Annotated in this window: 9 protein-coding genes; all 9 read left to right on the plus strand. The window is 37.5% G+C overall.

Annotation, left to right across the window (positions count from 1 at the left end):
- The first annotated feature begins 1 nt into the window (after position 1).
- The gene (gene sufD, locus H6F45_RS01815; protein ID WP_190346307.1) at positions 2-1,378 is read left to right on the plus strand and encodes a Fe-S cluster assembly protein SufD; all 1,377 of its coding nucleotides are present in this window, start codon (positions 2-4) and stop codon (positions 1,376-1,378) included.
- A gap of 149 nt (positions 1,379-1,527) precedes the next feature.
- Entirely contained in the window at positions 1,528-2,793 is a 1,266-nt protein-coding gene (locus H6F45_RS01820; protein ID WP_096566655.1) for a cysteine desulfurase, read from the plus strand.
- A gap of 100 nt (positions 2,794-2,893) precedes the next feature.
- On the plus strand, positions 2,894-3,493 hold the full coding sequence (locus H6F45_RS01825) for a hypothetical protein (protein ID WP_137668473.1): 600 nt from the start codon (positions 2,894-2,896) through the stop codon (positions 3,491-3,493).
- 9 nt (positions 3,494-3,502) lie between these two features.
- Positions 3,503-4,135 carry a Uma2 family endonuclease gene (locus H6F45_RS01830; RefSeq protein WP_190346308.1) on the plus strand — a complete coding sequence of 211 codons (633 nt, stop codon included), beginning with the start codon at positions 3,503-3,505 and terminating at the stop codon, positions 4,133-4,135.
- A 195-nt stretch (positions 4,136-4,330) separates the two neighbouring features.
- Positions 4,331-4,600: a hypothetical protein gene (locus tag H6F45_RS01835; protein ID WP_190346309.1), complete on the plus strand. Its 270-nt coding sequence runs from the start codon at positions 4,331-4,333 to the stop codon at positions 4,598-4,600.
- 163 nt (positions 4,601-4,763) lie between these two features.
- A complete protein-coding gene (locus H6F45_RS01840; RefSeq protein WP_190346310.1) occupies positions 4,764-6,335 on the plus strand; it encodes a CPBP family glutamic-type intramembrane protease in 1,572 nt (523 codons plus the stop codon).
- A 768-nt stretch (positions 6,336-7,103) separates the two neighbouring features.
- Entirely contained in the window at positions 7,104-7,379 is a 276-nt protein-coding gene (locus H6F45_RS01845) for an NINE protein (RefSeq protein ID WP_096572610.1), read from the plus strand.
- 471 nt (positions 7,380-7,850) lie between these two features.
- Complete coding sequence (locus H6F45_RS01850) at positions 7,851-10,271, plus strand: heavy metal translocating P-type ATPase (protein WP_190346311.1); 2,421 nt, start codon at positions 7,851-7,853, stop codon at positions 10,269-10,271.
- Positions 10,272-11,312: 1,041 nt separating this feature from the next.
- Entirely contained in the window at positions 11,313-12,890 is a 1,578-nt protein-coding gene (locus tag H6F45_RS01855) for a tetratricopeptide repeat protein (protein ID WP_190346312.1), read from the plus strand.
- Positions 12,891-13,040 lie beyond the last annotated feature (150 nt).

The raw sequence follows: 13,040 nt of genomic DNA on the forward strand, positions 1-13,040 counted from the left end.
CATGAATATTGATGTTTCTCCTAGTTCTATTTCTAATTCTTTGTTAAATCGAGATGCTTTTTTAACTGGTTTATTAAATCAGGTTTCTGCATCTGAAAAAAGCGGTTGGGTACAACAAATTAAGAATGATGCTGTTAAGTGGGTACGTCATTCTGTTATTCCCAACACCCGCGATGAAGAATGGCGTTTTACTGATTTATCTCCACTGAAAGAGGTAAGTTTTAATGTAGGGACAATTCATGAATTGTCCCTACCAGATGATTTTGCTTTACCTGAAGTTGCTCACCGTTTGGTTTTTGTAAATGGTGTTTTTGCAGCGAATTTATCTGATACTGAAAATTTACCTGCTGGTTTAAAGGTTGGTAATTTAGATGTTTTAGATGATGATGTTGCTCAGGAATATTTAGCACAGCCCTTCTACTTCGCTCAGGACAAGTCTGAGGGAACAAGGGATGTTTTTACTGCTCTGAATACTGCTGGTTTAAATGATGTCGCAGTGGTTTTGATTGGTAAAAATGTAGTTGTAGAAAATCCCATTCATCTGTTATTTATTTCTGTTGCTGGTGAGTCAGCTATTATTTCTCAACCCCGTTGTTTGGTAATAGCTGAAAGTAATTCTCAGGTGAGTTTGATTGAAGAGTATGTTACAGGTATTGGAGAATATTTAACAGGCAAGATGCCTGTTCCACAAGAGGAGCAAGTTTACTTTAATAATAGTGTGACGGAAATCTGGGTAAATGAAAATGCTCAGGTTAATCACAATAGAATTGTGTTAGAAAGTAATGCTGCTTTTCACATTAGCAAAACTGCGGTAACACAAGCGCGGTATAGTCGTTATACTTGTAATACTGTAACAATTGGTGGTAAAATTTCCCGTCATAATTTGGAGATTTTACAAACAGGAGAACAAACAGAAACAACACTCAATGGTTTAACAGTTATTGGTGATAAACAATTAGCTGATACTCACAGTGCTATATCCTTAAATCATCCGCATGGTGTTAGTAAACAACTACACAAGTGCATTATAGGCGATCGCGCTCATGGAGTATTTAACGGTAAAATTTTCGTTCCCAAACCCGCACAATTAACCGACGCTGCACAATTAAACCGCAACTTATTGTTATCATCAAAAGCCAGAGTTGACACCAAACCCCAACTAGAAATAACCGCAGATAACGTTAAATGCGCTCACGGTGCAACCGTCAGTCAATTGGAAGACGATGAAATCTTCTACTTGCAAAGTCGCGGAATAGATGAAACCGACGCACGCAAACTATTAGTTAACGCCTTCGCAGCAGAAATTATTAACTTAATTCCTGTTTCATCATTGAGAGAAAAACTGTTAAAAACAGTCGTCGCTCTCACAAGTAAGTAAAGCATTGTAAGTTCGTAGTGAGCGATTCATCGCTCAAACATAAAGATTTTAAGGACTAAAGTCCTTACTACGAACTTTATATTTTCTGTTGAATTGTCGAATTTCTAAAATTTAGAAATTATTCTGTACTCCTGAAATACTTATTAAAAATGACATTCACTTCTACCAAAACCCTCGCTGATAAAGTTCGCCAAGACTTCCCAATATTACATCAAGAAGTCCACGGTAAACCCCTCGTTTACCTCGATAACGCTGCAACTTCCCAAAAACCATTATCAGTATTAAACGCATGGCGTGATTATTACGAACAATATAACGCCAATGTGCATCGCGGCGCACATTATTTAAGTGCCAAAGCTACCGACGCTTACGAAGCAGCAAGAGACAAAGTAGCTAATTTTATTAACGCCAAATCTCGCCAAGAAATTGTTTTTACACGCAACGCTAGTGAAGCTATTAACCTAGTTGCTTACAGTTGGGGAATGAACAACTTACAACCGGGAGACGAAATAATTCTCTCAGTTATGGAACACCATAGTAATATAGTTCCTTGGCAATTTGTCGCTCAAAAAACAGGTGCAGTTTTAAAATTTGTCGAACTCACTCCAGAAGAAACCTTTGATTTTGAACAGTTTAAAAAACTGATTTCCGAAAAAACAAAACTCGTTTCTATAGTTCATATTTCTAATACCTTGGGTTGTATTAACCCAGTTAAAGAAATAGCTGAAATTGCTCACCAATACGGTGCGAAATTCTTAATGGATGCTTGCCAAAGTGTCCCCCATACTCCTATTAATGTCCAAGAAATTGACTGTGATTGGTTGGTAGCTTCTGGACATAAAATGTTAGCTCCCACTGGTATTGGTTTCTTATATGGGAAATTAGAATTATTAGAAGCAATGCCGCCATTTTTTGGTGGTGGAGAAATGATTGCAGAGGTGTATTTAGACCATTCCACCTATGCAGAATTACCCCACAAATTTGAAGCCGGTACACCTGCTATTGGGGAGGCGATCGCCCTGGGTGCAGCTATAGATTATTTAACTAACATTGGTATGGATAAAATTCATGCTTATGAAGCGGAATTAACAGCCTATTTATTCGATCAATTAGCCCAAATACCTCAAATCAGAATCTACGGACCAAAACCCGATGCTCACGGTGAAGGTAGAGCCGCTTTAGCAGCTTTTACAGCTTCCGAAGTTCACGCCAATGATTTAGCAACTTTGTTAGATCAAGAAGGTGTTGCTATTCGTTCTGGACATCATTGTACCCAACCTTTACACCGTCATTTAGGTTTAGCGGGAACTGCACGAGTCAGTTTATCTTTTTACAATACCCGTGAAGAAATTGATGTTTTTATCAAAGCTTTGAAGGAAACTTTAGATTTCTTTGCTAGTGTGTTTGGTGAATAGATAAATAATATTTTGGGTGGGCAATGCCCACCTTTTTTATTTCTCACGCAGAGACGCAGAGGAGCAGAGATAATATTAATTGCTTCTGGAGAAGATAGTTATGTCATACAGTGAATTTACTCTAGACAAAGTTAGAAAATCCTTTGCTTTAACTATTATAGATAAAGTTAATATTTTTGCTTCTATTCCAGAAATTGAATGTCCAGCTTTATTAGCAGAGTTATTACAAGAAAATGTCCCTTTAGCACTTGCAAGTAATACGGAAAAATCACGCTCGGAAATGATTATTGCACCGATTTTAATTAGTGTGAGAAAGTATTTAAAAAATCAAATTAGTCTATTTTCTGGTATTGATTTTACTGTAGATAGTGAAAAGGGATTAAATGGTAATTGTGATTTTATTATTAGTCGTTCCCCAGAATTATTAATTGTTAATGCTCCTGTGGTGACAATTGTAGAAGCAAAAAAAGAAAATATTAATGCAGGTTTAGGACAATGTGTAGCAGAAATGATCGCTGCTAGAATATTTAATGAACGTGAAGGTAATAACATTCAAACAATTTATGGAACTGTTACTACTGGAACTAACTGGAAATTTTTAAAACTTATTAATCAAGTGGTAGAAATTGACTTGAGTGAATATTATATTAATAATATCGGTAAAATTTTAGGTATTTTATCTAGTATCGTGATGGAATAGGTATTGTATATGCTTCTCCAATCAACACCCGCAGAACAAAGAACAGTTTTATATGACGTTAGTTGGGATACCTTTGAATCCTTGCTAAAAGATACAGGTGAAAATAGAGGTTCTCGCTTTGCTTATGAGTGCGGTACTTTAGAAATTATGACTCCACTATTTGAACACGAAAACCCAAAAATTCAATTTGATAGATTGATATTTGCTTTAGCTGAAGTATTAGATACAGAATTAATAAGTGCTGGATCTACTACATTAAAACGTAAAATAAATAAAAAAGGCATTGAACCAGATACTTGTTATTATATCCAAAATGAACCAGCTATCAGAGGTAAAGAAACTTTAAATTTAGAAACAGATCCTCCTCCAGATTTAGCAATTGAAATTGATATTACTAGCAGTTCTGTAAATAAGTTTAATATTTACGCTGCGTTAGGTGTGGCTGAACTTTGGAGATATGACGGTGATGTTTTGAGGTTTTATCAATTGTTAGAAGGCGAGTATATTGAAATTAATTTTAGTGTTGCTTTTCCTGTGATTTCTGTTAGTGATATGACTAGATTCATTCAGCAGAGTAAAAATATGGGTGAAATTGCTTTGTTAAAATCTTTCCGTGCTTGGGTGAGAGGGAAGATCGGTTAGCTCTTAATCCAAAAAACCGAGAAAAAGATTGATTTTATCTGTATCAATAATACTCTACCTCTTATAGTAACCAAAAAGCATAATAGAAATTCTGCCATCTGACACATGAATTACCTTCAAAAAACCACTTATTGTCAATTAATAAATGGGACAGAACCCTTAACTAAATCAATAACGTAAGTGAGGTAAGTTTCAATGTTTAATTTACTGGAAGAACTATCCACAAATGCACAAGAGTTGTTAGTTGGAGGACAAGGACAAGAACAACAAATGCCACAAATACCAAAAATACCACAAATACCAAAAATACCACAAATACCAGGACAACAAGGACAAGGACAAAGTAGTTCTCCTAGACCCCCTCAGACATCAGGAGGAGCAACTGGGTTTATAGTTCCTGACAACAACCCAGAGAGCTACTTCACCTGGAGACTAGACAAAGCACCACAAATGTCCGGTCAGTAAATCTACTCCATACTAAACTAAGGTAAACGACATTTTTGATCACAAATCCCCCGCAAGATGCGGGGGTAATTATGTGTCAATTCCCTTATCCCCCCAACCTGCCAGATTATCTTATAATTGCCAAGGGGCGATCGCTCTCTACAGGTAAGTTCAAGGGGGATAGATGTCACTTAAACGATTGCTGTTAACTGCGCTAACATTGTTAGCGATTATGTTGTCCGGCTTGTCTTTATTTGCTAGTTGGCAAAAACCTCAGTTTCAAAGTCGTTTGGAACTGTACCAAACGAATATTGTCTTGCAAGCCCAAGCATGGCAACCAGAAGATAGCAACGACGAGAGTTTTCAAGCTCTTCGGGCAGCAATAGTAGGTGATAAACCCCTAGAAAGTGCAGCCAAGCAATATCTAGAGGCGCGTGAGTCTGTAAAAACAAACTTGGATAAAACCAAAAACCAACTGGACAAGCTTCGCGCTCAAGATATTACCGCTGTCACACCTGCCAAACCCCTACCAAATGAACCCCTGGAAACCAAAACCTCTCCCCAACAACAACAAAAAGAGCTAGAGAAGTCTATCAGCAAACTGCAAAAATTGCGGGATGAATTAGACTTACGCTTAGGAATATTACAAGCACAGCAAGGGGAAACAGATAAAGCCCAAAAAACTTGGAGTCAAGTACAAGAACCCTCTGAAACCGAATTTACCGCCACCGCTAACGTCCTCAGTGGACTATGGAGTAACCCGCCGCGTCTACTCCCAAATGCTCAACCACTGATACAAAAAAATTTAGAAGGTTGGTTTCGCTCCACGGCTTTAACTCAGCTTTACCAACTCCAACAACGTCAAGCTGCTTTAGCAGATGTTCAGGCTGCACAACAAGCAGCCGCTACCGATGCAGTATTAAAATTAGCCTTAATTGCCACTATTCCCAGCTTAACAGCTTTTATTGGTCTAATCTTACTAATAGCTTTAATTATTCAGCTTTTACTCAAGGGCAGAGAGTCTATCTTAGCGACAAATGCCCAAAAGCCTTGGTCAACTCCTTGGAATGTGGAAACAATTTTACAGGTTTTTGTCCTGGGATTTTTCTTGATGGGACAATTATTTATACCTGAATTGTTAACCCTCCTCCCTATCTCCCGTTCCTCGGATAATGTGCGAGTTCAGGCTTTTTCTGTCTTGGTGAGTTATGTAATGGTTGCCTTGGGTGCGTTCTCAGTGCTGTATTTTTCTATTAAACGTTATTTTCCCTTACCAGAAGATTGGTTTCGCTTCCGGTTTTTCAGTAATTGGTTTTTCTGGGGACTGGGTGGCTACTGCACAGCTTTACCCATAGTCGTCATAGTATCATTAATCAATCAACAACTATGGAACGGACAAGGCGGAAGCAACCCCCTGTTACAATTGGCGCTAGAAAGCAGAGATGATGTAGCATTGGGAATATTTTTCTTTACTGCGGCCATAGCAGCGCCATTTTTTGAGGAATTTCTATTTCGTGGGTTTTTATTACCCTCCCTCACTCGTTATTTACCTGTTTGGAGTGCAATTTTTTTGAGTAGTTTGTTATTTGCTGCTGCTCACCTCAGCTTATCGGAAATTTTGCCACTCACAGCATTAGGCATGGTTTTAGGAATAGTATACACGCGATCGCGCAATCTTCTCGCTCCCATGCTCCTCCACGGACTTTGGAATAGTGGTACTTTGCTCAGTTTATTTCTTTTGGGCAGCAATAATTAAAACCGACAATTACAGTTGAAAAAATCAAAAATATTTGATTATATCGACATATAAATCTGAAATTCTCAAATTTCCAGCAGCGCAACATCACCGCTATAGCAGGTAATAGGTGACAGTTGATAGGGAAACCCAACTTATACCAGTCCTTGAGGTTTTGGGTTTCTTACCTCAACCCCACCTACATCTGTAAAATTAATTTTGCAGATGGGTATAAATGAAAAAAATTCCCGGACATAATAACAATCAACCCGTAAACACTAGAGTAGTATCACAGATGCTGCCGATTATTCAGGTTAATGATATTCAACTTTGCTGAAGTTGAACATATAAATCTGTAAACTATCTGCACCAAAATTTATCAACTAACTTACCAAATTTTAGATTTGAAATTTTGGATTTTTGATTTGACATTGAAGATTCAAAATCAAATTTGTTGATCTCACCTTCAGAATTCTCTTCTGTGGTTAAATTTCTCATTTACTTAAACTAGAAATACTCTGATAATTACATAGGGGATGCTGATAGCGGAGCGTGGCGTAAGCCATATAAATGCAAAACCCTGATAAATCAAAGGTTTAAGGCTGATAAAGAAGATTTTGAGGTGCAAGGGTTTTGAAGGTAAGAATGGCAAAATTGAGCATTTTGAGGATGAAATATGAAAAAATTTGTTACCAACAGATAGCTCAAACTCTTGCCTCTTGCCTCTTGCCTGCCCGCACCAGAAGACTTTCAAGAGCAAACCCTACATATACAGGAGCTTCACTAAATATGACTAATCTTAATCCATCTCATGCTACCAAACAACTTTTATCTGGGTACTGTGGCATTATTTTGGGGGGATTTGGGATACATAAATTTATTCTGGGTTATGCCCCAGAAGGCTTTATCATGCTAGTTATTTCTGTAGTCGGTGGTTCTCTCACTTACGGATTTACACTAATAATTATGCAGCTTGTAGGGTTAATTGAAGGCATGATTTACTTGAATAAAAACCATGAAGACTTTGTTAATACCTACTTCGTCAAAAAGCAGGGTTGGTTCTAAAAAAAGAAGCCAGGAGTTATTAATTTTGGATTTTTGATTTTGGATTGTTTTTGTGATCTCCAATCTAAAATCTAAAATCTAAAATCTAAAATCTAAAATCTAAAATCTAAAATCTAAAAATTTTCCCCCATTCCCTATTTTCTTAAAATATGCCAATATCCAAATCTAAATATCTCACATTGCTAATATTATTACTAATATCTATGGTGTATTTTACCACTACATCCAATTGGGAAATTAACTATTTCTACAAAAGTCTAATTTTTATGTTGCCTATACAGCTTGTATCTGTGATATATTTTACCTATAGGCACTGGATTCCTTGACAATAGTTTACAAATTTAATTCAATATTTTAACTTTTAAATTAAATACTATCACAGTTGGTCATAGTTCCAGATTTCGCCTACTCTCAAAGTAGAACTGCCTTTTTTTAGGCATTGCATTTTTGTAGCGAATCTCATAACTTGTCATGCAACTTGTTCCCGAAAATAAACTTACCCCAGAAACCGCCCTCTCCAATAGAGATACCAACTCAGAGAAAATTATTTTAGATGTAGGGGGTATGAAGTGCGCTGGCTGTGTGAAAGCAGTAGAAAGACAGCTAACCCAACATCCAGACGTTAAAAATGTCTGCGTCAACCTAGCTACAGAAGTGGCAGTTGTAGAAGCAGAAGTTGGTGCTATAGATGCCGATGCACTGGCACAAGCATTAGCACAAACATTAGCACAAACATTAACAGCTACAGGTTTTCCTTCTCAACCCCGCACACCGAAAACTCAAGCAGGGAAAGAAAAATATGATCCAGACGCAAAACAGCGTCAGGAAATGCAAGCGGCTTTCAAACAATTAGTAGTTGCTTTTGTATTATTGTTATTTTCAGGAATAGGACATTTTGGTGGTTTTATTTTCCCAATATTGAATAACATCTGGTTTCACTGTGGACTAGCAACAGTAGCATTACTTATTCCTGGTCGTCCCATTATTATAGATGGCTGGCAAGGTTGGCGACGGGGAACGCCAAATATGAATACCTTGATCGGTTTGGGAAGTCTAACAGCTTATATTGCTAGTTTGGTGGCGCTGTTGTTTCCCCAAATGGGTTGGGAATGCTTTTTTGATGAACCAGTGATGATGCTGGGTTTTATCCTCTTAGGCAGAACTTTAGAAAAACAAGCTAGAGGACGCGCAGCATCTGCATTTCGACAATTATTAGCACTTCAACCTCAGATAGCTAGGTTAATTGTTAACCCAGACTCAGATAAATTAGTAGCAGGGGCAAATATTATTGAAATACCAGCCGAACAAGTGCGGGTTGGTGAATGGTTGCAGGTGTTACCAGGTGATAAAATACCTGTTGATGGCGAGGTGCGGTTTGGACAAACAACGGTAGATGAGTCGATGTTAACTGGTGAAGCAGTACCAATGATGAAGCAACCAGGAGATGCTGTTGCAGCGGGAACTATTAACCAGTCTGGTGCGATCGCTATTCAAGCTACCAGAACCGGCGATGATACCACTTTGGCGCACATTGTCGCTTTGGTAGAAACCGCCCAAACTCGCAAAGCACCTGTTCAGAAATTAGCAGATACGGTTGCTGGTTATTTTACTTATGGCGTTTTAACAGCTTCTTTGCTAACTTTTCTGTTTTGGTACTTTTTTGGTACTCATATTTGGCCAGAGGTGAATATTATTTCCAATGGTATGGAAATGATGAGTCATGCAGCACATCATCAAACCGCCAACATTGAATATTCTTCACTTTTAATTAGTTTAAAATTAGCGATCGCTGTGATGGTGGTTGCTTGTCCCTGTGCTTTAGGACTCGCTACCCCCACAGCTATTCTTGTCGGTACTGGGATGGGTGCAGAACGCGGTTTATTAATCAAAGGTGGTGATGTGTTAGAAAAAGTCCACCAACTAAATACCGTAGTCTTTGATAAAACCGGCACTCTCACCACAGGCAACCCCACAGTTACAGACTGTTTACCATTTACAGACTTAGAACCATCCTCACTTCTGCAACTAGCAGCAGCAGTAGAAAGCGGCACCTATCACCCCCTAGCTAAAGCAATTCAACAAGAAGCACAGCGGCTAAATTTATCTATTTCCCACGCAGTAGACTTTCATACTGAACCAGGAATGGGTGTATCCGCTGTCGTGGATGGTAAAACTGTGTTGTTAGGTAACTGGGAATGGTTAAACTGGCACGGAATTACTGACACTGCCCAAGAACACGCACAAAGATTAGCGGAACAGGGGAAAACAGTTATTAGTGTTGCAGTTGGTGATAATTTAGTTGGATTAATTGCCGTCAGTGATACCCTCAGACCAGATGCCAAAGCAACAGTAGACAAATTGCGTCAGCTGGGTTTGCGAGTAATTATACTGAGTGGTGATAGATTAGAAGCAGCGAATGCGATCGCTCAACAACTCGGACTCAACAGCACCGATGTCATGGCAGGTATTCCCCCAGCGAAAAAAGCCAGCACCATCCAAGCTCTTCAAACTGGGGAGATAAGTAAAACCACTAGCGTTGCTATGGTAGGAGATGGCATTAATGACGCTCCCGCCTTATCTCAGGCAGATGTCGGCATTGCTTTACATTCTGGAACAGATGTAGCTATGGAAACCGCCGAAATTATATTAATGCGTGATAGTCTTTCTGATGTTGTGGAATCAATACAACTCAGCCGTGCCACTTTCAACAAAATACGTCAAAACTTGTTTTGGGCTTTTGCATATAATACAATTGGTATTCCCTTAGCAGCCGGTGTTTTACTACCCCATTTTGGTTTTGTTCTTAGCCCCTCCAGCGCCGCTGCCCTCATGGCTTTTAGTTCAGTTAGTGTTGTCACCAACTCCATTTTATTACGACGCTTTACCCATTGACTGTAACAAAGAAAATAGGTGCAAGGTTTTGGAAACTATGAGTAGGAAAACCTTGCACTTTGTTGGTTTTTACCTCGTTTCCAAATACAAAAAACTCCTTGATATCCTTAAACTCCTGACTCCTTGATAGCGACTTGTACTGAGCCTGTCGAAGTAAGCGTGGCGTTAGCCTCCTAGTTATGCAAGAAAGACTCTCAAATTAGAATAACAAGATAGTCTGCAAAAGTCCTAGATAATAACTAGGAACTTGGGTTATTATTATAATCAATAAAATCACTAAGTTCGGGTTTTTCTCAATTTACTGTTGTTAAAACTCAAAACAATAAAACTCTTTTTTACTCATCAAAGTGTGATAATTAGGACTTACGCACTGTACAAATTCACCATGATGTGCATGAACGAAAATCCGTCGTTTCAGGCTTTTGGCGATTAACTTCCGATCAATAGCGAACTGCTTGCAGCAGCGCTTCGCTATCGCCCAAAAATAATTAGGGTTTGCTGAATAAACCTAAAACCTTGATATATCAAAGGTTAGAGGCTGATAAACACAGAAATTAGTGCAAGGGTTTTGAAGGGTATACCGGAAAAAGTGTGCATTTTTTGGGATTTCAAGAGATGGCAAAGAAATTTTCAAATCTCCTCCTGACTCCTGACTCCTGACTCCTGACTCCTATGCCATCACGGAAAGACTTTCTCAGCAACCCCTAATTAAAAAATCACGTTAAAATGCCCGAAACCCATACCTCATATTTGGTTGATCCTGTCAATGCGTAAGTCCTAATAATATGTTTTTAGAAAAATTTAAGAAAGACAAATAGCCTGACATTAATATATTTAAGTGAATATACGGATACCAAATCAAAGAAAAAACCGTATTATTATGTAAACATTGATGTTTAAAATATTCCTTAAATTTTACCTTAACTTAAAGAACAGGATTATGATGATTGGATATGAAGCTCAAATACTAAAAAATAACCATAGTGTAAAATTTATATCTGACTTTGGATTTTTTACGCAAGCATCTACCATCAAATCTATATGATACTCAATAGCAGTAGCTGGGATGATGATTTACCTCCAGATCCCGAAGAAATATATCAAGATTTACTCTGCGCTCTGGATAGAAAATTAGGATTTGGGTTATATTTTGTACAATGTACTCCTGTGGAATCAGATTGTTTTATACATAAAATTCCCCAGGATCTTCCGCATAAAAATATTGCTGTATTACGCTTGCTAGAACCAGTGGATAAGCTATATCAGCAAGTAGCGAATTATATTCAAGGTCAAACAGTTGACATCTTATTAATTAAAGGTTTGGAATATTCCTTGTATAAATATGAAAAAAGAAACTTTGGCGAAATAACTGAAGGTCAGTTTAACAATTTAACTAAAGTACCACCAATACTAAATCATCTTAACCAACAAAGAGAAAGATTTAGGGATGATTTTCCCTTTTGCTTTGTATTTTTATTGCGTTCATTTTCACTCAGCTATTTAATCCATCGCGCTCCTGATTTTTTTGATTGGCGTTCTGGAGTATATGAATTACCGACTACACCAGAATTAGTTGAAGAAGAATCACGTCGTCTTTTACTAGAAGGAGACTATGAAAAATATCTACAACTTACTTCAGAAGGAAAAATTGAAAAAGTTCTAGAAATTCAAGAACTTCTGGCAGAAAAACATCAAACAGATAGTAATAGAGCAAGTTTGCTTTTTGAATTGGGAAATCTACTTTATTCTGCTGGTGAATATGAAACTGCAATTACATTCTATGAACAAGAATTAAAATTTAAACCTGATGATCATTTTGCTTGGTACAACCGTGGTCATGCACTCTTGAATTTAGGATGCAACGAAAAAGCAATCTCATCTTATGAAAAAGCTTTAGAATTTAAGCCTGATGATCCATATTTTTGGTACAACCGAGGTAATGCTCTGCTGAACTTAGGACGTAATGAAGAAGCACTTTCTTCTTATGAAGAAGCTTTAAAATTTAAGGCAGACTACCCATATTTTTGGTATAATAAAGGTAATGCACTACGAAATTTAGGACGCAATGAAGAAGCAATTTCAGCTTATGACCAATCTCTCAATTTAAGACCCAATGATTGTTTTACTTGGAATAATCGTGGTATCGCATTTCGGAATTTAAGCAGATATGAAGAAGCAATTTTTTCTTATAAACAAGCTTTAAAAATTAAACCTGATGACCACTATGCTTGGTACAATTTGGGTATCGCACTCCGCAAGATAGGATGTAATGAAGAAGCTGTTTTCTCTTATGATCAAGCTCTGAAAATTAAACCTGATGATCACTATGCTTGGAACAATCGAGGTAATGCACTGGATGATTTGGGACGTATGGACGAAGCTCTGTTCTCTTATGATCAAGCATTAAGAATAAAACCTGATGATAAATATGCTTGGTACAATAAAGCTTGTTGTTATGCTGTTCAAGGTAGTATTGAGCAAGCACTAGAAAACTTGGAGCAAGCAATTAATCTCAGACCTGAAGAGTTTGCAACAATGGCCAACGCTGATCCTGATTTTCATTGTATTCGAGAAGATGCACGTTTTCAAGATTTAATACGTAGGGGTATGATGAATTAAATTTGATTAATTTAAAATTAAAATCTTTTGGTGAATTTATTATGAAAATATTTTTTGATCAGGTACTTGCATTTGTCGTCCATATATGTGTATACATTTTTGCTAAAATTTTCACTGTGGAGATTTTAAATATCTGACATTTTTAGCTTC

The sequence above is a fragment of the Sphaerospermopsis sp. FACHB-1194 genome, from assembly GCF_014696235.1.
Lineage (GTDB): Bacteria > Cyanobacteriota > Cyanobacteriia > Cyanobacteriales > Nostocaceae > Sphaerospermopsis > Sphaerospermopsis kisseleviana.

Coding starts and splice junctions, on each gene's coding strand:
- sufD (WP_190346307.1), top strand. CDS start 2: ATGAATATTGATGTTTCTCCTAGTTCTATTTCTAATTCTTTGTTAAAT.
- H6F45_RS01820 (WP_096566655.1), top strand. CDS start 1,528: ATGACATTCACTTCTACCAAAACCCTCGCTGATAAAGTTCGCCAAGAC.
- H6F45_RS01825 (WP_137668473.1), top strand. CDS start 2,894: ATGTCATACAGTGAATTTACTCTAGACAAAGTTAGAAAATCCTTTGCT.
- H6F45_RS01830 (WP_190346308.1), top strand. CDS start 3,503: ATGCTTCTCCAATCAACACCCGCAGAACAAAGAACAGTTTTATATGAC.
- H6F45_RS01835 (WP_190346309.1), top strand. CDS start 4,331: ATGTTTAATTTACTGGAAGAACTATCCACAAATGCACAAGAGTTGTTA.
- H6F45_RS01840 (WP_190346310.1), top strand. CDS start 4,764: ATGTCACTTAAACGATTGCTGTTAACTGCGCTAACATTGTTAGCGATT.
- H6F45_RS01845 (WP_096572610.1), top strand. CDS start 7,104: ATGACTAATCTTAATCCATCTCATGCTACCAAACAACTTTTATCTGGG.
- H6F45_RS01850 (WP_190346311.1), top strand. CDS start 7,851: ATGCAACTTGTTCCCGAAAATAAACTTACCCCAGAAACCGCCCTCTCC.
- H6F45_RS01855 (WP_190346312.1), top strand. CDS start 11,313: ATGATACTCAATAGCAGTAGCTGGGATGATGATTTACCTCCAGATCCC.